We start from the raw sequence: 20,763 nt of genomic DNA on the forward strand, positions 1-20,763 counted from the left end.
GGTGGAAGGGCCGCCAGAGTTTATGCGAGCGATGCTCATCCGGAACATTTTAACCCAAGCCATTTTGCAGACCACCCCCAACTTTTCAAAATGATCCCTCCCATCCCCCAACCTTTGTTCCTGATCCGTTAGACGGTCGGGCAAGCAAAGCAAAAAAAATTGCCAGTCTGGAAAGACCGGCAAACACGTAACTAAAACCAAATAAAAATCTTTAGTCTGTTTCTCTCAGGGATGTATTAAAAAAAGGCCCGTCCGCAAAGGAGGACAGGCAAACAATCACAATCACATGAGAAAAATAAGACCCGGAATGAACCGGGCTCGCTGTAGGGGGAGGAGTCGAACCTCCACGGAGCAGTTAGCCTTAGCACAAAGAGTTAGTGGTCAATCCTGGTCGGCCTGACGGTCGGCTCTATGCTATGTTTGTCCTGTGATCTCCACCCTCGAGACGAGAGGGCATGTCTGCCAAAAATTTCATCACCCCACAGTATAATAAGCGCTTTAAAAACTATTCAACCTCCACTGTCTGTCGGCGGATTTATCCGCCGTAGCTTCAGCAAAAGCAGCAACGCTTTTTAAAGAACTTGATAGAACAAAATTAAGGGAAATGGCTATTTGGTTCAAAGTTTTTCAAGAAATATTTTGAAAATATAGATAAATTTCAAATATTTGATGATATAACCTTAAAGTATCAAAAATAGACTTCAAAAATGAGTGCCAAATTGAATCTTGACAAACTTGATCTGGACATCATTCATCACATGATGGAGAATGCTGAAATATCTTATGCCGACCTGGGCAAAAAGCTATTTGTTTCAGGCGGAACGATACATGTTCGTATCAAAAAACTCCAGGAAGCGAAAGTAGTTAAAGGTACTAAACTCTCTGCAGACCTAAAACTATTGGGCTATGATGTAATCGCCTTTATTGGCATTTATCTGAAGGAAAGTTCGCTGTATGATGCTGTCGCAAAAGAACTGCAGAAAATTCCAGAGATAGTAAGGCTGAATTACACTACCGGAAACTATAGCATGTTTGCCGAGATCGTTTGTAAAGACATCTCCCAGTTACGCTATGTATTGCATGATCAGCTGCAGAAGATCAAAGGAATTGAGCGTACTGAAACATTCATTTCACTCGAAGAAAGCTTCAACCGTAACGTAAAAGTTGCGAGCTGATGAAGGTTCGCGCCAGTTTCTACTCTTCTCTTGTATGGATGATCGTACTGAATGTCGTGATCAAGCCTGCATGGATCTTTGGTATTGACCGGCAGGTTCAAAACCGGGTTGGTGTAGAGCAGTATGGCATTTACTTTTCACTATTCAACCTATCTGTTGTCTTTGCCTTTTTGCTGGATTGGGGGCTTACGACATATCTTAATCGCCGGCTGGCGATGCAATCTTCGGCAGACACTTCTGCTTCCAGCTCCCTTCTCCTGGCGAAGCTTTTGTTCAGCCTGACCTATGCGATAATCGTATCAATCGCCGCATGGATCACAGATGTTCAGCATTGGGACATTGTGCTCTATGTGATACTGATCCAGGTATTTTATTCGCTTCTTCTTTTTCTCCGTGCTGTTATAACAGCAAAACAGTTCTTCAATACGGATGCATGGCTTTCGATCATTGATAAGTCGCTGATGTTGCTCATCGCCGGTATCTTGCTGTATATCCCATCCTTCCAGGGTTTGCTTACAATTGAAATGTTTGCATGGTTACAGGCGGCCTGTCTGGCCATAGCTGTATTGATCGCACTAATATGCCTTTGGCAAAAAGGCTTATTACATTATTTACGGCTTTCCGGATTTCCATCGATGAAGATATTTCGCCAGGCATTTCCGTTCGCCCTGGTGTTTTTGCTGATGTCCGTTCATGCACGGATTGACGCATTCCTTCTCGAACGGATGAGTACGAATGGCGCTTATGAGACCGGATTGTATGCTGGTGCTTACCGGCTGCTTGATGCAGCAAATATGGTCGGAATGCTTACCTCGTCTTTTCTGCTTCCGTTCATCGTTAAACGATGGAGCACCAAAGAAGATATTGACGAAGTCATTTTGTCCGGAAGACATTTCCTTGTAATGTTAGCGACCGGCATTGCGCTGATCGCTTATTTCATGGGTGACTGGATCCAGGCAATTCTTTATCATCACAGCAATGACCAGGCGGTGGATGTATTACGGTGGTGCCTTCCGGCATTGATCGGTTATTCAATCACGCATATCTATGGAACAGTATTAACAGCAACAGGCCATATCAGGCTTTTTTGTCTGATCGTTTCAATCGCTGCCGCGCTGAACATTGTCCTGAATGTGCTGCTGATCCCAAAATACGGCGCGATCGGGTGCTGTTTGTCCGCAATTTGCAGCCAGGGTATAGGGTCTGTAGTCGTAATGTACTTCGCCTGCCAAAAATTGGCCCTCAAGGTCCATTTTCGTTCTGTTTTAGTTTATATTTTTACCGCCATAGTTTTGGGCGTGGTCCTGTACATGGGAGTGACCTGGTCTGTTAACCAATTTCTACTGATCGGAGTTGCAGGGGCTCTAACATTGCTGATCATGCTTTTTACCGGCATGATCAATGTGCGCAGATGGATCATCCGGTAAAAAAATCAATAATTATCACATGCCAGATATAATTCAACTGATCGCTTCCTGGAAAAAACAGATCTTTTTTGTCGTATTGATCTCCATGATCGTGGCGACGGCGGCAGTATTCTTCATCAGTCCAAAATATCTTGCATCCGCAACGGCACTCCCGGCGAACCCGGTAACGGCAGACAAATCGATCGTGTTCAGCAATAGTATCCGGGATCTTAATAGTAGTATTGGAACAGCTGAGGAGCTTGACCGGGTTGTAGGAACGGCTCAATCTGATACGATCTATCTTTCCGTAGCCAGAAAGTTTGATCTGGTTACATTTTATCAGATCAAAGACAACCCGGAATTCGCATTAATGAAAGCAGCCAAAACACTGAAGCATGATACAAAAGTGACAAAAAGCGAGTTCGGTGAGTTAATGATACGTGTTTGGTGTCACGACAGATCACTGGCTCCTCAGCTTGCAAATGCATTAATGGAAGAACTTGCTCTCATCCACCAGGAGATCCTTAATCGGAACAATCAACTCGTATTGCAGAATATCAAAGCGGCTATCTTATCTATTCAGATGGGAAATGATTCCCTGCAAAAAGGAGAAGAGTCGGAATTGCTAAGCAGCTATAGAAAACTGGAGCTGGAGTATTCTTTAATGCTCCATACAAAACCTCCGGCTCTCCTGCCTGTTGAAAAAGCAAGGATAAGTAACCGTCCAGACAAACCACGGAAGCTGCTTATCCTGATCGCTACCGCAGCAGGTTCTTTTATTTTTGCGTTATGGCTCGTGTTGCTTTTGGATAAAAGGAAAACATCCGGTAAATGACATCGTTGACCGCGAATAACAGGATCTTCTTCTTTACCGCAACAGCGTTATTTGTATTAACACTGGCGTTGTCAATCATTACAGAGTACTATTATCTTTTAGCGATCCCGTTTGCAGTGTTATTGTTCCAAACAGGCTGGGTCTCTTTTTCGGCAATATTTCTTCTGTTGATTGCTTCAATACCTTTTTCGACTGAAGTGCTGATCACGGAAAGCCTGGGAACCGATCTGCCCGATGAAATGCTGATGCTGTTGGTTTCAGTACTGTTTTTCTTTCATTTGATCAATAATACAACCGCCTTCTTTAAAATAATCTGGCATCCCCTGGTCTGGCTGGTTTTAGTATCCTTCTGCTGGTCAGCCATCTCCCTGGCCTTTTCCACGCACATTGTTTTGTCTGTAAAATTCTTATTGGCAAAGTCGTGGTATATGTGTGCATTTCTTGCAGCCACATTTCTTGTTAATAGTAAAAAGGATGAATTAAAAAGGATAGCGACGACACTTGCGCTTTCCATGTTTGTCTGCACGATGATAATATTCATCCGCCATGCTGCTCTTGGTTTTAGTTTTGCCGGTATCAATGATGCGGTAGATCCATTTTTCAGGAACCACGTGAATTACTCGGCACTGCTTGTGTGTACGCTGCCGGTCTGGTATGGATACTGGAAGTTATTTCCCGCAAGCCAAAAGTTGGTAGCGGTGGTTATTGCTATCCTGCTGATCGCGCTTTTTTTGTCTTACGCGCGGGGTGCATGGCTGGCATTACTTGTTGCAATAATAACCGGCTGGCTGATGATGAAGAAGGTGGTTATTCGTGTATTGATGATCACGGTGATGGTGACAACCATTGCTGTAGGCTGGTTGGCATATGATGATCAGTATCTGCGATTCGCACCGGACCAGAGCGAAACGATTTTTCATGAAGACTTCAGAGAGCATCTTGTTGCCACATATGAGATGAAAGATCTTTCGGCTGCGGAACGTTTTTACAGATGGATCGCCGGCGTTAGAATGATCCCAGACCATTGGTTGACCGGGTTTGGCCCGGGCACATTTTACCACAACTATAAACCATATGCCGTTCCGGCATTTGAAACCTGGGTCAGCGAAAATGAAGAACATTCAACCGTGCATAATTATTTTTTACTGACAGCCATCGAGCAGGGAATTCCCGGGCTGGTCTTACTGTTGCTGCTTGCAGGGTCAATATTATTTTATGCGCAGCGTTTGTACCACCGCATCAAAGATCCATTTTACCGCATAGCGTCCTTCATCACCGGGCTTATCTTTTCAATGATACTTACGCTGAACCTGCTGAGTGATCTGATCGAAACGGATAAGATCGGAAGCCTGTTCTTTTTATGTATCGCAGTGCTAGTAATACTTGATAAAAAGACAGCAGGAAAAGCAGAAAATGTCTAGATCTTTCCGCGAACATTGAGCGCGTCTCTCAAGCCATTTCCCAATAAATTGAAGGCAAGTACAAGTAACATGATCGCAAAACCGGGTGCCAGGGCAAGCATTGGATTTTGTGTGATCACGAAATTATAGTTCTCTTTGATCATCAAGCCCCAGCTTGGTTGCGGAGCCTGAACACCGATGCCAAGAAAGCTAAGACCTGCTTCGATCACGATCGCCGAGGCGAAGTTTGCGGCGGCAATAACCATTACCGGTCCCATGATATTTGGCCAGATATGACGCACGATGGCACGCATGTGCGAATATCCTAAAGCGCGTGTTGCTTCGATGTATTCAAGTTCACGAACCGCAAGGACCTGTCCTCTTACAAGCCTGGCGACGTTGACCCACATCGTGAGGCCGATGGCGATAAAGATCTGCCAGAATCCTTTTCCGAGAGCGAGTGTGATCGCAAAGACCAGCAATAAGGTAGGGATGCTCCAAAGAACATTGATGAACCACATTATAATGTCGTCTGTTCTTCCCCGGAAATATCCTGCGAGCGAGCCTAAGATCAATCCGATGGTCAGGGAAATGATCACGGTAATAAGCCCGACGCTTAGGCTCACCCGTGTGCCGATCAGCAAACGACTGAAAATATCACGACCGAATTTGTCTGTACCCAGTATAAATCGTTGGTTGATGACGGGAGATGAAGCGAGTTGGTCTTTGACGAATGCCTGCCTCTCAGAAAGCCCTTCGTCAATAAATTTCTGAATGATCACACTATCACCAATAAGCTGGTGTGAGTCGATCGGGACATAGTAGTATGGGTCTTCCTTCCCATTCATCAAGCGGTTAAAAAATGAAGTGGAGGCAACGTTCTTATCTTTCTTCAATAAAAGAAAATCCTGCTTGAATCCTGGCTTGTTACCACCAATTTCAAGAATGATCCGATTTGCAAATGGCGATGGGTCCGGGGCGATGAAGTAAGCGAAGACCGCAACGATAATCGATACGGCAATAATGACCAGTCCAAACAATGCGCCCTTGTTCCTGCGCAATCTGCGCCAGGAGGCTGATTGAAAAGACGGTTCTTTACTCATAGCGGAAAGATATTAATAAGCGCGCAATTGTGTCGATTATCGGACCGGTCTATTTTATTTTGCGACCCTTCCATTCGTATTTGCCGAATTGACCGAGAAATCCCGAGACGAGTGTGTAGGCAATGTGCAAGGGCTGGAAAAACGGAAACAATTTGACCGACCATCTTTTTTCAAAGAAACCGGCGAGCGATGCGTAAAGAGGTAGTTCAACGATTGTTTTCAACAGCCAAAGCAACATCGCATAAAGAAAGAATGTTGTGTTCCAGATACCCGCGATCAATAGAAAGGGAAGAGACAAATTGAAGAGATAAACAAGAAGTAGTACGGGAAGGATGCGTGGATCATTATATTGAGTGGCTTTGCTCGCCCAGCGTATGCGCTGATTGATGAACTTACGCCAGGTGGTCATCGGCAATGTGCTAACGATGGCCTCTTTTGATTTGAGATAATGTATGCCATCCGGGTAGCGCTGAGCGATCTTATGCATGAGGAGCATGTCATCTCCCGATGCAATATGGTCTATCTTATTAAAGCCATCTACTTCGATAAAAGCCCTTCGTTCATATGCGAGATTCGCGCCATTGCTCATGGAAAGATGTTTTTTGAAAACGGCGGCACCTGTAATCCCCTGCAGGACCATGAAATCCATCAGCTGGAAGATCTGCAGTAATGAACCATTGCACGTGAAGCTGACCGGGGCTGCAATAAAGATGGCGCCGGTTTGCTGTTTGAAAGCCACGATCGTCGACAGCCATTCAGTGCGGGGAATACAATCAGCATCGGTTGTTACAATGAGCTCTCCGCTTGACAAAGAAATGCCTGTTTCAATCGCTTTTTTCTTATAGGAATTGATCCCGTCCTCCCGCAGGGAGATCACGTTGACTCCGCTGAATTTTTTTGCAATTTCAGCAGTTCTGTCAGTGGAGTGATCATCGATCACCACGATCTCGATATGGGAGGAAGGGTATGTTTGCGCCTGAAGGGCAGTGAGAAGTTGTCCGATATTCTCTTCTTCATTTCTGGCAGGGATGATCACAGAGATCTTAATAAGACCTTTGCCGGTGGTGCTAAAAACAGGGATACTATTCCAGCTTTTCCAGTAGAATAACAATAGTACACCGTAGAGTGTAAAAAGCAGAAGAATTATAAAAAGGATTGTATTCATTTATCGAACCCGTATCACAAAGCACTAAGGTAACTCCAGGGCCTCAATTATATCAGCAATAAATTTCTCCTGCAGGATCTGATGGCCGCCGTTAAGTACTTTGATGGAACAGTACTCTTCAATGCCTTTCCGGAATTTTTCTCCCCTTTCAGGAAGAATGATCCGGTCGTACTTACCATAGATAAGTTTTACGCGTGTTTGATGCTGGCGGATCAGTGTGCGTATCGTTTTAAGATCCGGCTTGAGCTTTCGCAGAATGGTCCAGCGGTCATACAAAACCAGACGCAGTTCACGATTGCCGATATAGGCGTTTACAAACTTGAATACACTTGCATTGACCTGCCCGGTCTTGTTCATCAGTTTCAACAGGGAGAAGAACCACCCGGGATGATGCATCGTAAGGCGGAAAAGCCGGTTTCCCGGCAGTGTTTGTGTAGCGAACCAATACCATGGGTTCATCAGCAGGCCATCCGGTGCAAGCAAAATAAGTTTGCTGTAGCATTCGGGTGATCTTTGGTAGAGGGATAGCGCGATCCGTCCACCAAGGCTGTAACCTATCAAAACAGGTTTCGTATCCGGTGGGAGGCCGATCAGTTTAATGATCGCATCCAGATCACCTGCAGTGAAGCGGAGGCCGTCCCTCCAGGCTGTATTTCCATGAAAAGGCAGTTCAATGGCATGGAAAGAATACCGTCGATCCGGGATGTGCTCCAAAAAGCTGAACGAGCTGGCGTTTTCACCATAGCCATGAAAGCATAGAACAGGAACCGGCCCATTACCGAAGCGGTAATAGCTGATAAAAGAAGCTTTATAGGTCAATAACCGGTGATACATCGGATAAAAGATGGGCGGAAAAATTAATTGTAAGAATTCAAATTTAATATTATTTTTGGATAGTTGCACAAACAACTATATGTCAAACAACCATTTTAAAAAAGGGGAGCTTTATAGCTTTATTACCGGTAAAGCGTCTACTGCGATCGCACGTCGTTTGCAGAAGAAGTTCAATGCAGCCGGTTTGAACATTACCATAGAGCAGTGGAGCGTATTGTATCATCTCTGGAAGGAAGATGGCAGAAGTCAGCAGCAGCTTTGTAATGCAACTTTCCGTGACAAGCCGAGTATCACGCGACTGGTCGATAATCTTGAAAAATTGAATCTTGTAAAAAGGGTTGCGTCAGAAAGTGACAGGCGGATCAACCTGATCTATCTAACCAAACAGGCGCAAAAGCTGGAAGAGGAAACGATGCAGATAGCAGACGACACGCTTAATGAAGCGCTGAAAACTGTGCCCCCCGAAAGAATAGATGTCTGTAAAGAAGTTCTGCAAATTGTATATGATAACCTCAAATAGAGGTTGGCTGAGAATAGTTGTATGAAGGCTTAAAAGTTTTACTGTTTAATAGTTTTTATTATTCAGCAAAATCAATGGCCCTTCAATAACAGATCGTTCGACTGTAAAACTTTTAAACTCTTAACCTTTTAAACTTTATAACCATGAGTACTGCCACAGATGCCAAGAACTTGCTGAAGGGAGGAGAATGGCTGATTAAAGAATCCTCGCCATTTGAAACATTTACGCCTGAAGATTTTACTGAGGAACAGCGAATGATCCGCGATATGTGTAATCAATTCCTGGATGCGGAAGTATTTCCTATTTTAGACAGGATCGATAGTCTGGAACCCGGCCTGATGAAATCGCTGGTTACAAAGGCGGGTGAACAGGGCTTGCTGGCCACAGCATTTCCCGAGGAGTATGGCGGGTTGGGGAAAGACTTTGTTACCTCCACTATCATCAATGAATACCTGGGGGCGGGCCACTCTTTCTCGGTAGCGGTGGCGGCACATACAGGCATTGGCACCTTACCCATCCTTTATTTCGGTACTCCGGAGCAAAAAGAAAAATATATTCCCAAACTTATTACCGGTGAATGGGCTGGCGCCTATGGACTCACCGAACCTAATGCCGGCAGTGACGCATTAAGTGCGAAAACGACGGCTAAATTAAGTGCAGATGGCAAACACTACTTATTGAATGGCCAGAAGTGCTGGATCACGAACGGAGGTTTTGCGCAGGTGTATACAGTATTTGCCAAAGTTGATGGTGATAAGTTCACCGGCTTTATCGTAGAAAGAGGGATGGAAGGGTTTACGCAAGGTCCCGAGGAACATAAGATGGGGATCAAGGGCTCATCCACGGTGCAGTTATATTTCCAGGATGCAAAGATCCCGGTTGAAAATGTATTAGGTGAGATCGGTAAAGGACATAAGATAGCGTTTAATATTCTGAATATCGGCCGACTTAAACTTTGTGCTGCTACTATCGGCGCTGCAAGAAAATCCATGAGCAGCACTATAGAGTATGCAAAAACAAGGGAACAATTCAAGCAGGCTATCGCCAACTTCGGGGCAATCAAACATAAGCTGGCGGAAATGGCGATCGGGTTATTTGTAGCAGAGTCGGCATTATACCGCACCGCCAACTGGATTGCTGAAAAAGAAAAAGAATTATTATCCGCCGGAAAGCCATTCAATGAATCTTTACTGGGCGCTGCCGAAGAATATGCTATTGAGTGTGCTATTCTGAAAGTGGCAGGAAGTGAAGTGCTGAACCTGGTTGTTGACGAAGGTGTGCAGATCCACGGTGGTAACGGGTTCAGTGCGGAGTATAACATTTCGCGCGCGTATCGCGACAGCCGTATCAATCGGATTTTTGAAGGAACCAATGAGATCAACCGCCTGCTTATTCTCGACATGACATTGAAAAGAGCGATGGGAGGAAAACTTGATCTTATGGGGCCCGCTTTCGCTGTGCAAAAAGAACTGATGAGCATTCCGGACTTCGGAGCGGAAGATGAAGCGCCATTTGCCAAAGAAAAGAAGCTTGTCGCAAACTTAAAGAAGGCGATCCTGATGACAGCCGGAGCTGCTGTGCAAAAACTGATGATGAAGATCGACAGCGAACAGGAGATCCTGATGAATCTTGCCGATATGGCCATCCTGACCTTTAATGCCGAAAGTGTTTTGCTTCGTGTAATGAATATGACTGATAAACAGGGAGACGCAGCAACTTCACTGCAACAGGATATCCTGCGTACTTATCTGTTTGATGCGGCGGATAAGGTGAACAAGGCTGGTAAGGATGCCATCAATGCGTTCGCGGATGGAGACGAGCAGAGAATGATCCTGATGGGGTTGAAACGATTCACAAAAGCCGAGCCTTTCAATATGAAAGATGCCCGCAGAAGAATTGCTGAAAAGGTGATTGCTGACGGTAAGTATAGCTTTTAATCGTACATCGATTCAGAAGCTTCAAGATTACCGTGCTGCTTCCCGATAACACTTTTAGCACTTTCACGCTTCCAGTGATTCTCCATATTAAAAACGATTGCCTCAAGCGAGGCAGTCGTTTTTATTTGCTCATCCACGTAAAGAGCCTTTAATTCCTCACGGGTTGTTTTTATCTCAAATAATTTGGCAACACGTTTTCTTTCGAACAGAAGTCCGACAGACATAACGAGTGCAGAAACAATACTGAGAGCAAAGAATACCAGGCGTGCATCATCCTGGAAGCTGTTATTCATGAAATAGAAAACATAGTAGACGTATGTAAAACCGACATAAGTGAAGAATAGCGTGCTTGCAAAAATTGCTTTACCGGCAGCCTTGTGATAAACAACGGTGATCTTGATCTGATGTATGGCGAAGATCAATGCAAGCCCCATGGTGAGTACCAGGCCAGGTATCGTAATGATCGTAGACGCTTCTACAGTATAGCCATAAAAAGAAAGGATCACTGCTTCATAAAGAGCAAAGGCTCCGATCAGCCAGTAGATCTTCTGCTTGAAAGCAGTTGATCTGGCCATATAGGCGAGGAAGAACAATGTAAGCGGAGCATCCAGCAAATTTGTCAGGATGCCGAAATAGCTTCCTATCGGACTGGAAAGATTAATTACACCAATGGACATCAGCATAAATGCGAGTCCCAATATATAATAAGCAAACAGGGCTATAAAATTCTTATACCATCCCAGTTTCGTTGCAATCATTACAATGATGGGTGCGGACAGGGCAAAAATAGCAATTCGTTCCAGTAGACTTGATAAGTGCATGTAGTTTGAATGTTTCTTTAGAACAAGGTTTACCTTACAAGTATGTTGAATTTTCGCTATAAATGTAGTAACACTTAGCCGTACATCCTTCTTGCGACTAAGGGTTTATGCTAAAATTCAGTAAAAGCGAATACAACTGGCGTAATTATACGAGATAAGCGTATGGGGCAAAAGAAGGGAAACTTACTAGTTTTTGATTTTTGTCATAAAAACACGGAAGGATGGTTAAACAAAAGGCGTCAGCTACCCCATTTCTATAGATCCGGATAAGCTTCTCCCCGGTGACATGTTTTACATGTTACCACATTCAGGTATTCGGGGCGGACAGTTTTATCGAAATAGAAGTTATTCTTGTTGATATCGATGGTCATCCGCATCATCTTGCGTGCTTCTTCTTTCATCGGTTTTTCATCACTTGCATAATCGAGGCTGTCAGTCATGTTCTTTGCCGGAGCATGGCAAAAGCTGCAGCCAATGCCGAGCGCCTTGTTGTAGGACTCCATAATACTGTCAAGCTTCTGGTCACTGATATCTTTTGGAAGGATCTGCAGGTTCTTATGTGTGCCTTCCGGAGGCGTCGTTGCTGCAATACCCAACAATACAAAGACAACGATTGCAAATGCGGTGAAAGCTTTTCCTGGTTGCATGTGGAAGATTTAATTGGCTAGATGGTAAAAAACAAAAGAGGGTTGTATAAGATAAAACTTTCAGATGTTATTCCCCGGCTGGGGTGAAAATAAAACCCCGTGCCGGCAGGCACGGGGCTATGCTGACTACATTTCCTGATGTTATAGTGCGGTCGCAGCGGCTTCATCCAGGAACCAGTACAGCTCATTACCTGCTGGCTGGATCACCTGGGCGGGATATTTCTCCGGGTTGCTTTCACCGTGCAACACGGCTTTTAATGCATTTACTTTTCCTGCCCCACTCACGAGGAATGCAATGCGCGCAGACCGGTTGACCACGGCTTTGGTAAGCGTTATGCGATACATATTCTGCTCTTCCAGGAAGAACGCACTCATCCATTTTGTATTTTCCGCGATCACGGGATACCCGGGAAACAGCGATAATGTATGCGCATCATCTCCAAGGCCAAGCATCACGAGATCAAAAGTGAATTGTCTTCCATCAAAATACTGATGAAGCTTGGTATCATAATCTTCAACAGCTTCGTCAGGAGGAAGATCTGTTCTCATTACATGGATCTGACTTTTAGTTACCGGTACATGATCGAGCAGTTCATCAAAAGTCATTTTTGCATTGTTCCTGTCATCAGTGAACGGCACAAAGCGCTCATCTCCCCAAAAGAAATGCAGTTTGGGCCAGTCGATTTTACCCGCATATTCAGGGGTCGCGAGCAATTGGTACAGCTTTTTTGGAGTACTTCCTCCGGAGAGCGAGATAGTAAAACGATCCTGTTTCTGTAAGGTATCTTCAATATATTCCACGAGCCAGTCTGCAAAAAGGCGGCTTAGGTCATCTGTATTCTTTGCAACAATTGTCTGCATGTTTTTTTATTTGTGTGATCCGCTTTTACCGGTGTTGGTGGGAAGGTTTGCCCAGAAATGTCCATCGCGTGCGATAAGCGCTTCCGCGTCTTCGGGACCCCAGCTGTCTGGTGAATAATTAGCAAAATCGACCGGAGCTCTTTTGTGCCATGCTTCAAGTATTGGCGTGATCACTTCCCATGCGGCTTCCACCTGGTCTGCACGCATAAAGAGTGTCTGATTACCTTCGATCACATCTTCAAGCAATGTTTCATATGCTTCAGGTTCCTGCTCTTCGTATGCTTCCGCATAATTGAACACCATATCAACCGGCGTGAGTACCATTTCAGTTCCCGGACGTTTTGCCTGGAAGCGGATACGGATATCCATTTGAGGTTGTATGCTGAATGTAAGACGGTTTGGTCTCCATGTATCAGCGGCTTCTGCGGGGAATGAATAGTGCGGTGCTTCTTTGAACTGAATAGTGACCAGGGTTGTTTTTTCATGGAGGCGTTTACCCGTGCGGATATAGAACGGAACATTTTTCCAGCGCCAGTTATCAACGAAGAATTTTGCGGCTACAAATGTTTCCACTGGTGAATCCGGCTCCACTCCTTTTTCTTCCCTGTATCCCGGCACTTCTTTTCCTTTTTGCCAGCCGGCGGCATATTGCCCGCGAACAGCATTCTCATGTACATCTTCGACATTAATTCGTCTTATAGCCGAAAGAACATCTACTTTCTTATTGCGGATCTCATTTGAGTCAAAGGAAGTTGGCGGTTCCATAGCGATCATGCAAAGAAGCTGCAGTACGTGATTCTGCACCATGTCGCGCAATGCGCCTGACTGGTCATAGTATCCTCCGCGGTCCTCCACGCCGATCGTTTCAGCGGCCGTGATCTGGATATGGTCGATATAATGATTATTCCAGATCGGCTCAAATAATGCGTTGGCAAAACGGAACGCCAGAATGTTCTGTACGGTTTCTTTTCCGAGATAGTGATCGATCCGGTAGATCTGCTCTTCTTTGAAAAGGCTGTCGAGCAGCTTGTTCAATTCTTTTGCGCTTTGCAGATCATGCCCGAATGGTTTTTCAAATACGATCCGTGTATGCTGTGTATCATCACAGATCTTGTGTTGTGCAAGTTTTGTTGCTATGACAGGAGCAAGCTGTGGTGCGACGGAAAGATAGAACATCACGTTTGGTTGTACGCCCCAGGTCTTTCCCTGTTGTTCTATATACTCGTAAATGCCTTTATATGATTCATCCGATTCCAGGTCGCGGGATTGATAAAATACGTTTTCCGCAAATGCCGGCCATGATTTTCCGTTATGATCTTTTCTCCGCGAGAACTCCTCCATGCCTTCCAGCAATTTCGAACGATAATCTTCATCAGATACAGGAGAGCGGCCGATGCCGACTACAATATATTTCTCCGGCATGAAATGGTCCAGATAGAGGTTGTATAAAGCCGGGATCAATTTGCGTTTGGTCAGATCACCACTTCCTCCAAAAATGAAAATGATTGTAGGAGGTAGCTTTTTTTTCGTATCCATAAATATTTTTTAAACTGATAGTTTTATTATTCCCATTCTGTGTGAAAACTTCCTTCCCTGTCGAGGCGCTGATAGGTATGTGCGCCAAAAAAATCTCGCTGTGCCTGGATCAGATTGGTCGACATTCTGGCGCTGGTGTATGCATCAAAATATGCGAGAGAACTGGTCAACGCTGCTGAAGGAACTTTTGCAGCACTGAATTGCTGTGCCAGTTTGCGTAAGCCCGCCACTTTCTTTTTCGCGATCGCAGCGATCTTTTTATCAAGCAGGATGTTTGGCAGTGTGTCATTCTTTTTAAACGCTGCCGTAAATACTTCAAGCATGGATGAACGGATGATGCAGCCGCCTCTCCAGATCTTCACAACATCATGCAAAGGAATATCCATTTTATGTTCAACAGAGGCTTTTTGCAACATGGCCAGCCCCTGTGCGTAGCAGATCAATGTAGCTGCATATAGTGCGTCCTGCAACTGAGGAAGAATTTTCTCTTTGCTTCCTGCGAAGGATTTCACTTTTGGTTTGTAAATATCGGCTGCCTGAACGCGTTCGGCTTTATAACCGGAAATATCGCGCATGGCAACGGCCATATCGATCGTTGGCAGGGAAACGGGAAGGTTCATGGCTTCCTGCGAGGTCCATTTACCCGTGCCTTTGGAACCGGCTTTATCGAGAATGGCATCTACAAGATATCCATCGCCTTTATCATCTTTTTTAGTGAAGATGCTTGCAGTGATCTCCATGAGGAAAGATTGCAGTTCACCTTCATTCCACTGTTTGAATGCCTGGTGGATCTCATCATTGTTCATTTCGAGGCCACGCTTCATGAAGTCATACACTTCGCTGATCAGCTGCATGATGGCGTATTCGATACCGTTATGTACCATTTTCACATAATGCCCTGCCGCATCTTTACCCATATAAGCCACGCAAGGCTCATCATTTACTTTTGCTGCAATTGATTCGAGGATCGGTTTTACATGCTCCCAGGCCGCAACGTCACCACCGGGCATAATGCTCGGTCCTGTGCGCGCGCCATGTTCGCCACCGCTTACACCCATTCCCATGAAATGGATATTCTTGCCTTCAACTGATTTTACTCTTCTTACTGTATCGGAAAAATGGGAGTTACCACCATCGATGATGATGTCTCCCGGTTCAACCAAAGGAAGAAGATCGTTGATGACTGCATCAACAGGCGCTCCGGCAGGAACGAGCATCATGATCTTGCGCGGTGTTTTCAATTGCGCGATCATATCTGCCAGGCTATCCACTCCTTTTACTGTTGTGCCTTTGCTTGCGGAAGCCTCAAGTGCTTCGCCTTTTGAAATGTCTTTATCAAAGCCAATAGCTGCGAAACCATGGTCGGCAATATTCAGAAGGAGATTGCGCCCCATTACACCGAGACCGACCATTCCAAAGTCAAACTTATTTTCCATTTCCAGTAATTAAAAATTCAAAAATAAAAAGTCAAAAGATCATATCATTGAATTGGAAGTGTATTAACAACCAAATAATAATGTAATGGCAAGTGAACCGTAGTTATGCAACCGATTTAATCCTGATCGGTTGATTTGATAACGCAATTTAGCAGCTTCGGGTCAATAACAATCATTTTGCCGTATTGATCCATCGTTCAAAAAACTCCCATGTCCGCAACATCTGATCCATCCGCTGACGATTATTGCCGCTGCGTGTTAGCTCGTGCGTTCCTCCGGGATGACGGACATACTCTACGGGGCGGTCGAGAACTTTCAGGCTTCTGTAAAGCATTTCGCTTTGTACAAAGCCTGTACGGCGATCATTCTCCCCATGGAAAATGATAAAGGGCGTACGGATGTTTTGGACATAGTTGATAGGGGATTCACGACTAAGAACAGTCCGTGTTGAATCCTGCCATGGATATCCGCCAAAATACCCGGGTACCAATCTCCAGGCATTTCCCTCGCCGAAAAACGTTGGCAGATCGTATACACCTCGTTGAGCGCAGGCAGCTTTAAAACGATTGTCATGACCAACTATCCACGCAACGAGATACCCGGCATAAGACCCGCCGGTGACGAGTAACTTTGACGTGTCTGCCCAGCCTTGCGCAACGGCTTTATCAAGCGCCGTCAGGACATCGTTTGTCGGGCCCGTCCCCCAGTCCAGTATATTGCCTCTCAGAAAGTCGACGCCATAACCGCCGCTACCACGAGGATTGCAGTATACGACACCGTAACCTTTACTGCAGTAATATTGATACTCGTGCCACATGCTGGCTTCTCCCGGTCCCCACATGGCCGCAGGTCCTCCATGTATTTCCAGCAGTAGCGGATATTTTTTGCCTGGTTCAAAGTTTGAAGGTTTCATGACCCAGTATTCGACCGTCATTCCCTTTTCATTTACGAAAGTTTGTTTTTCGGGAAATGAAAGCTTTTTACTTTTCAGCCAGCCGGTATTCAGGTCGGTGATCCTTTTCATGTTTTTAGCAGCAGCATCGGCCAGATAAACTTCTGCGGGATCGGCCACTTCAACCTTTGAAAGGATAAGTTTGTTGCCAACCAGATCAAAGCTTGTGATTCCGCCATTTTGATCTGTAAGCTGTTCAACTTTTTTTGTTTTAACATCAGCCCTGTAAACGGGTGTGCCGCCATTACTCGGAGAGGTGAAGTACACGTATTTATCATCGGCGCTCCAGGTCAGCGATGTCTTGATACGATCGAACGGTATATCGGTAATACTGTTTTTATCTCCGCTGATCGACATAATACCCAGTACCGGAATACCCACTTTATTTTTAAGACTTGGCCCGTACTGGAAAGCGATCCATTTGCCGGAATTGGAGATCCTGGGGTTGGCAAAAGCTTTTCCCTGTTCCCAAAGCAGGGTCGTCATTCCGCTGCCATCCGAATTGACCAGGTAAATGCCGGTTTCTAGTGCCCGGTCGGGGTGCTGTCTTGAATTAATATCTCCGGTGAGGATGACTTGTTTTCCGTCAGCCGTAAATTCTGCGCTGCCAAAGGAGAAAAAGCCTTTGGTTAGGGCAACAGGTCTTGCATCGGGCGCTATTCCGAGTGTAAAGAAGTGATTAAAGCTCATTTCGGCGTTTACGTCTGTTTCGTCCTGGAAGTCCAGCCGTGTTACAACTTTCGCTTTCCGGTCTGTTACGTTCGTTTCCAGCCAGGCTCTGACTTCCTCCAGGTTCCCGTCGGGGTCAGCTTTAACGGATGGGTTACTAAAAACCTGATTGTTTGCGATACCGGGCTTCTCAACCGCCCATTCAGGTGCTTTTCTGCCAGGGTTTAAAATGGAATCTTTTATCAGTTCCCGAAGGGGAATGCTGGCTGAGAATAGCAATTGTTTTCCATCCCGGCTCCATTTGGGTGAGCTGGCGCCATATTTTGAACGGGTGATCTGGCGGGGTTCGCCGCCGTTCAGGGAAAGAAGGAACAGCTGCGGCTTCCCTTCCGTAAAACGCACGAATACAAGCTCTTTTCCATCCGGGCTCCAGGCTGGTTGCGATGCATTTTCCCGCGTAGTAAGCTGGGTTGGAGGGGCAGAACCATCTGAGGGCATCATCCACAACTGGTTTACATATTTGTATTCTCCTTTATTCTCATTATCTGCTTCGATCGAGTTAATTCCGATCACGGCTTTGCTTCCATCAGCAGTGAGTGATAAAGCTGTAACAGATTTGATCTTTAACATATCTGTCAGCTTTACAGGCTCAGTGCCTTGCTGGGCGTGCATATCAATCGCAAATACCAGACAAAAGGCAGGGAGAAGAATTTTCAGCATAGAGGAGATTTGGAGTGATGAAAGTACGATTTCGTAGGGAAACAGATCGGTAATAGTCTGGTAAGAAGCGTGGAATAAATTGTATAAATGAATAAGGTCCTGTTCGTTGTCCGTAGGCCGTTGTGCGTTATCCGGCAAGATCGGGGAACGCGTGACCAGGTGCCGTCGGCGTCCGGTAACTCCAGGAATGCCGCTGGTCAATAGTCAATCTAGCATGGACAACCAACCCGGCCACGAATCGCTAAACTTTATCACGGTAAACTCGTAATTTTGCGGGAATCTAAAAGTATGAGTGAGACTGCAACAGCGCCGGTATTGACGGCCAAAGATTTTGCAACCGACCAGGAAGTTCGCTGGTGCCCGGGTTGCGGTGATTATTCCATTCTTGCGCAAGTACAGAAAGTGATGCCTACTTTAGGTATCCCCAGGGAAAATATTGTGATCATTTCAGGGATCGGTTGCAGCAGCCGTTTTCCTTATTATATGAATACCTATGGCATGCACTCGATCCATGGACGGGCAACCGCCATTGCCTCGGGTCTTAAAGCAAGCCGTCCGGAACTGAGCGTATGGATAGTAAGTGGTGATGGAGACAGCCTTAGCATCGGCGGTAACCATACCATTCACCTGCTGCGCCGCAACTTCGACGTAAATCTGCTCGTATTCAACAACCAGATCTACGGTCTGACCAAAGGCCAGTACTCTCCTACTTCTGAAGAGAATAAAGTAACAAAGTCGACCCCTTTTGGCAGTATTGACCATCCATTCAATCCCCTGGCGCTGGCGATGGGGGCTGATGCGAGTTTTGTCGCCCGTACAATGGATCGCGATCCAAAGCACCTCCAGGCAATGTTGCTGCGCACAAATCAGCATAAAGGCGCTTCTTTCCTGGAGATCTACCAGAATTGTAACATCTTCAATGATGGTGCATTTGAGGTCTTTACTGAAAAAGGCTCCAAAGCACAGGAGACGCTGTTCCTGGAACAGGGCAAACCATTGCTTTTTGGTGCTGGTAGCGACAAAGGAATTAAACTGGATGGATTTACACCAAAAGTGGTGAACCTCGCTGACGGATACAGTGCTGATGACCTCTGGATCCATGACGAACAGGACATTTATAAAGCGCAGATCCTTACACGGATCTTCGATGATCCAAAAGTGGAAGGGCATCTTCCCCGTCCGTTTGGCGTGTTTTATGAAAACGACCGCCCCTGTTACGAAGAAATAATGGCTTTACAGATAGAGGATGCAAAGGCAAGGAAAACGGCCGACCTGGATGCACTTTTAAAGGGAAAAGAAACCTGGACGATCGTATAAAGAAAATTAAGGGAAAGTACCTACTTAGTGGTATTGTGCGGGTTGGTTTTGCGGGTTATTTTAGCATACAAAAAATGCAAGCCAAAACCATCCTCGCTGTTCTTTTTACCGCCACCCTCGTTTCTGCTTTCAAATGCAGCAAAGACGATAAAGACGCAGACTACAGTCTTCCGAAAGAGATCAGTCTCAAGGCAATCTCTACTTCGAATAACGGAACTACGTTTACGGCCAGTGGAATAACATTCACTGGTTCCGGACGCCCAAATCCAAATGGTAGTTTTACCGGTTGGTTAGATTGCCCGGCTTCGTCGAACGCCACCATCCGCTATCAGACCGGTGAATTCGGCGGAATTGAACTTGCTTATGGCGATTTCTGCCGGATCATTGCAGATGTAAGCCCATTACCTGCGATCAATAAAGTGACGGTTACATTGTTCAACAATGGCGGTACAACAACTGAGCTTAGTGTTTGCGACGCTAATGGGATCATTGGCAAAGTGAATACGGGCACAGGTTCAGGAGCGAACCAAACCTATCAACTGAACGTAGGTGGAAAGAAAGCTACAAAAATTGTACTGTCAAGCGTAGAAGCAATAATATATTCGATAAAGATCGAGTAAATAAAAAGCCCCGGATTTTTGATCCGGGGCTTTTTTCTGAGATCATGCTGAGGTCCATCCGGATCGATTCAAATTTGAAGGACCTCGGGATCATCAGCATGAAGAGTAGCACCGCTCAAAGCTTTCTGCTCAGACATTGCCTTCAATTATATCATTTAGCAATTCTAATTAGCTGGCTGAGAATACCATTAAGACGATTGTTGAGTCAAAGAATACATGCTGCCCGGAAACAGGGGTTTAATACCAATGTCGTTTAGTTTAGTAGCCCTGGCGTACTTCAATACACGTCAACTTAAGGTTGTTTGCCTGGTGTATAAGTAACGCGGTGGAGCGAAAACAACCATAGAACATCTTGTATTTTCGCCGCGCTCTCCGCGTATCGCCGCGTCTGCCGCGTTCCTTCGGGGCTGGTAACTAAACGACATTTGATTTAATAGCACTGAATTGAATGTTTAGGGGGAACGCTTTGAAATGGAAGAGATATGGCAGAGAGTACGTAGAGAGGACGGGTGGACGGTAGGAGCGCGGTAGAAGGTTTGTACAGTTCTGGTACACTTACCGGCCGTTTTACCGGGGAAATTGTAGAGTATCGGTACACTTTTTTTCGCACCATATTTTCTCAAACGGGTCAAAGCTCCTATATCCGGGCGCCAGCGACGCATAGACCTCTCTACAGCGCACCCGCGCGGCCGCGCTGGCTACAAACGGGCATACGACAGCACCCGCATTAATGCGTTTGACTGTCGTTGCCCGCTTGATTTGATATAATTCCACTATCCTAACTCACAGTTCCTTTTTTTGATCATAGA

At 45.5% G+C, this 20,763-nt stretch carries 17 protein-coding genes; 8 read left to right on the plus strand and 9 right to left on the minus strand.

Annotated elements, in window-relative coordinates:
• The first annotated feature begins 707 nt into the window (after positions 1–707).
• From LZZ85_RS02570 to LZZ85_RS02585, 4 genes are read left to right on the plus strand one after another with little or no spacing between them, the layout of a single operon-like run.
• Positions 708–1,175: an Lrp/AsnC ligand binding domain-containing protein gene (locus LZZ85_RS02570; RefSeq protein WP_237868364.1), complete on the plus strand. Its 468-nt coding sequence runs from the start codon at positions 708–710 to the stop codon at positions 1,173–1,175.
• Entirely contained in the window at positions 1,175–2,602 is a 1,428-nt protein-coding gene (locus tag LZZ85_RS02575; protein WP_237868365.1) for an MATE family efflux transporter, read from the plus strand. The genes LZZ85_RS02570 and LZZ85_RS02575 overlap by 1 nt, the downstream gene beginning before the upstream one ends.
• Positions 2,603–2,621: 19 nt before the next feature.
• The gene (locus tag LZZ85_RS02580) at positions 2,622–3,416 is read left to right on the plus strand and encodes a GumC domain-containing protein (protein ID WP_237868366.1); all 795 of its coding nucleotides are present in this window, start codon (positions 2,622–2,624) and stop codon (positions 3,414–3,416) included.
• Complete coding sequence (locus LZZ85_RS02585) at positions 3,413–4,837, plus strand: O-antigen ligase family protein (protein ID WP_237868367.1); 1,425 nt, start codon at positions 3,413–3,415, stop codon at positions 4,835–4,837. Before LZZ85_RS02580 ends, LZZ85_RS02585 begins: the two co-directional genes overlap by 4 nt.
• On the opposite strand, the gene LZZ85_RS02590 is transcribed toward LZZ85_RS02585, so the two are convergent.
• The 3 genes from LZZ85_RS02590 to LZZ85_RS02600 are packed head-to-tail and all read right to left on the minus strand — an operon-like array spanning position 4,834 to position 7,918.
• Complete coding sequence (locus LZZ85_RS02590; protein ID WP_237868368.1) at positions 4,834–5,919, minus strand: ABC transporter permease; 1,086 nt, start codon at positions 5,917–5,919, stop codon at positions 4,834–4,836. The genes LZZ85_RS02585 and LZZ85_RS02590 overlap by 4 nt on opposite strands.
• 49 nt (positions 5,920–5,968) lie before the next feature.
• Positions 5,969–7,084, minus strand: a complete 1,116-nt coding sequence (locus LZZ85_RS02595; protein ID WP_237868369.1) for a glycosyltransferase — start codon at positions 7,082–7,084, stop codon at positions 5,969–5,971.
• 24 nt (positions 7,085–7,108) lie between these two features.
• Complete coding sequence (locus LZZ85_RS02600) at positions 7,109–7,918, minus strand: alpha/beta fold hydrolase (protein WP_237868370.1); 810 nt, start codon at positions 7,916–7,918, stop codon at positions 7,109–7,111.
• A gap of 79 nt (positions 7,919–7,997) precedes the next feature.
• Here LZZ85_RS02600 and LZZ85_RS02605 point away from each other — a divergent pair, with 79 nt between their 5' ends.
• Together LZZ85_RS02605 and LZZ85_RS02610 are read left to right on the plus strand one after the other, a co-directional pair.
• Positions 7,998–8,438 carry a MarR family winged helix-turn-helix transcriptional regulator gene (locus LZZ85_RS02605; RefSeq protein ID WP_237868371.1) on the plus strand — a complete coding sequence of 147 codons (441 nt, stop codon included), beginning with the start codon at positions 7,998–8,000 and terminating at the stop codon, positions 8,436–8,438.
• A 143-nt stretch (positions 8,439–8,581) separates the two neighbouring features.
• Entirely contained in the window at positions 8,582–10,375 is a 1,794-nt protein-coding gene (locus tag LZZ85_RS02610; protein ID WP_237868372.1) for an acyl-CoA dehydrogenase FadE, read from the plus strand.
• Here LZZ85_RS02610 and LZZ85_RS02615 read toward each other — a convergent pair.
• From LZZ85_RS02615 to LZZ85_RS02640, 6 genes are all read right to left on the minus strand, one after another.
• Positions 10,372–11,196: a hypothetical protein gene (locus tag LZZ85_RS02615; RefSeq protein ID WP_237868373.1), complete on the minus strand. Its 825-nt coding sequence runs from the start codon at positions 11,194–11,196 to the stop codon at positions 10,372–10,374. The two genes, LZZ85_RS02610 and LZZ85_RS02615, sit on opposite strands and share 4 nt — an antisense overlap.
• 254 nt (positions 11,197–11,450) lie before the next feature.
• Positions 11,451–11,843: a c-type cytochrome gene (locus LZZ85_RS02620; protein ID WP_237868374.1), complete on the minus strand. Its 393-nt coding sequence runs from the start codon at positions 11,841–11,843 to the stop codon at positions 11,451–11,453.
• A 141-nt stretch (positions 11,844–11,984) separates the two neighbouring features.
• Complete coding sequence (pgl, locus tag LZZ85_RS02625; protein ID WP_237868375.1) at positions 11,985–12,704, minus strand: 6-phosphogluconolactonase; 720 nt, start codon at positions 12,702–12,704, stop codon at positions 11,985–11,987.
• A 6-nt stretch (positions 12,705–12,710) separates the two neighbouring features.
• Positions 12,711–14,240 carry a glucose-6-phosphate dehydrogenase gene (gene zwf / locus LZZ85_RS02630; protein ID WP_237868376.1) on the minus strand — a complete coding sequence of 510 codons (1,530 nt, stop codon included), beginning with the start codon at positions 14,238–14,240 and terminating at the stop codon, positions 12,711–12,713.
• Between the two features lie 26 nt (positions 14,241–14,266).
• The gene (gene gndA / locus LZZ85_RS02635) at positions 14,267–15,676 is read right to left on the minus strand and encodes an NADP-dependent phosphogluconate dehydrogenase (protein WP_237868377.1); all 1,410 of its coding nucleotides are present in this window, start codon (positions 15,674–15,676) and stop codon (positions 14,267–14,269) included.
• A 172-nt stretch (positions 15,677–15,848) separates the two neighbouring features.
• Complete coding sequence (locus tag LZZ85_RS02640) at positions 15,849–18,017, minus strand: alpha/beta hydrolase family protein (protein WP_237868378.1); 2,169 nt, start codon at positions 18,015–18,017, stop codon at positions 15,849–15,851.
• A 288-nt stretch (positions 18,018–18,305) separates the two neighbouring features.
• On the opposite strand from LZZ85_RS02640, the gene LZZ85_RS02645 reads away from it, so the two are divergent.
• Both LZZ85_RS02645 and LZZ85_RS02650 read left to right on the plus strand, forming a co-directional pair.
• Positions 18,306–19,334: a 2-oxoacid:ferredoxin oxidoreductase subunit beta gene (locus LZZ85_RS02645; protein WP_237868379.1), complete on the plus strand. Its 1,029-nt coding sequence runs from the start codon at positions 18,306–18,308 to the stop codon at positions 19,332–19,334.
• A gap of 74 nt (positions 19,335–19,408) precedes the next feature.
• Positions 19,409–19,954: a hypothetical protein gene (locus LZZ85_RS02650; protein WP_237868380.1), complete on the plus strand. Its 546-nt coding sequence runs from the start codon at positions 19,409–19,411 to the stop codon at positions 19,952–19,954.
• Positions 19,955–20,763: the final 809 nt, after the last annotated feature.

Origin of the sequence: Terrimonas ginsenosidimutans, from assembly GCF_022012415.1 — a bacterium.
Taxonomy (GTDB): Bacteria; Bacteroidota; Bacteroidia; order Chitinophagales; family Chitinophagaceae; genus Terrimonas_A; species Terrimonas_A ginsenosidimutans.

Excerpts from the sequence above, each read along its gene's own strand:
- LZZ85_RS02650 (WP_237868380.1), top strand. The coding sequence starts at position 19,409 with ATGCAAGCCAAAACCATCCTCGCTGTTCTTTTTACCGCCACCCTCGTT.
- LZZ85_RS02570 (WP_237868364.1), top strand. The coding sequence starts at position 708 with ATGAGTGCCAAATTGAATCTTGACAAACTTGATCTGGACATCATTCAT.
- LZZ85_RS02585 (WP_237868367.1), top strand. The coding sequence starts at position 3,413 with ATGACATCGTTGACCGCGAATAACAGGATCTTCTTCTTTACCGCAACA.
- gndA (WP_237868377.1), bottom strand. The coding sequence starts at position 15,676 with ATGGAAAATAAGTTTGACTTTGGAATGGTCGGTCTCGGTGTAATGGGG.
- LZZ85_RS02595 (WP_237868369.1), bottom strand. The coding sequence starts at position 7,084 with ATGAATACAATCCTTTTTATAATTCTTCTGCTTTTTACACTCTACGGT.
- LZZ85_RS02645 (WP_237868379.1), top strand. The coding sequence starts at position 18,306 with ATGAGTGAGACTGCAACAGCGCCGGTATTGACGGCCAAAGATTTTGCA.
- pgl (WP_237868375.1), bottom strand. The coding sequence starts at position 12,704 with ATGCAGACAATTGTTGCAAAGAATACAGATGACCTAAGCCGCCTTTTT.
- LZZ85_RS02615 (WP_237868373.1), bottom strand. The coding sequence starts at position 11,196 with ATGCACTTATCAAGTCTACTGGAACGAATTGCTATTTTTGCCCTGTCC.
- LZZ85_RS02575 (WP_237868365.1), top strand. The coding sequence starts at position 1,175 with ATGAAGGTTCGCGCCAGTTTCTACTCTTCTCTTGTATGGATGATCGTA.
- LZZ85_RS02600 (WP_237868370.1), bottom strand. The coding sequence starts at position 7,918 with ATGTATCACCGGTTATTGACCTATAAAGCTTCTTTTATCAGCTATTAC.
- zwf (WP_237868376.1), bottom strand. The coding sequence starts at position 14,240 with ATGGATACGAAAAAAAAGCTACCTCCTACAATCATTTTCATTTTTGGA.
- LZZ85_RS02605 (WP_237868371.1), top strand. The coding sequence starts at position 7,998 with ATGTCAAACAACCATTTTAAAAAAGGGGAGCTTTATAGCTTTATTACC.
- LZZ85_RS02620 (WP_237868374.1), bottom strand. The coding sequence starts at position 11,843 with ATGCAACCAGGAAAAGCTTTCACCGCATTTGCAATCGTTGTCTTTGTA.
- LZZ85_RS02580 (WP_237868366.1), top strand. The coding sequence starts at position 2,622 with ATGCCAGATATAATTCAACTGATCGCTTCCTGGAAAAAACAGATCTTT.
- LZZ85_RS02590 (WP_237868368.1), bottom strand. The coding sequence starts at position 5,919 with ATGAGTAAAGAACCGTCTTTTCAATCAGCCTCCTGGCGCAGATTGCGC.
- LZZ85_RS02610 (WP_237868372.1), top strand. The coding sequence starts at position 8,582 with ATGAGTACTGCCACAGATGCCAAGAACTTGCTGAAGGGAGGAGAATGG.
- LZZ85_RS02640 (WP_237868378.1), bottom strand. The coding sequence starts at position 18,017 with ATGCTGAAAATTCTTCTCCCTGCCTTTTGTCTGGTATTTGCGATTGAT.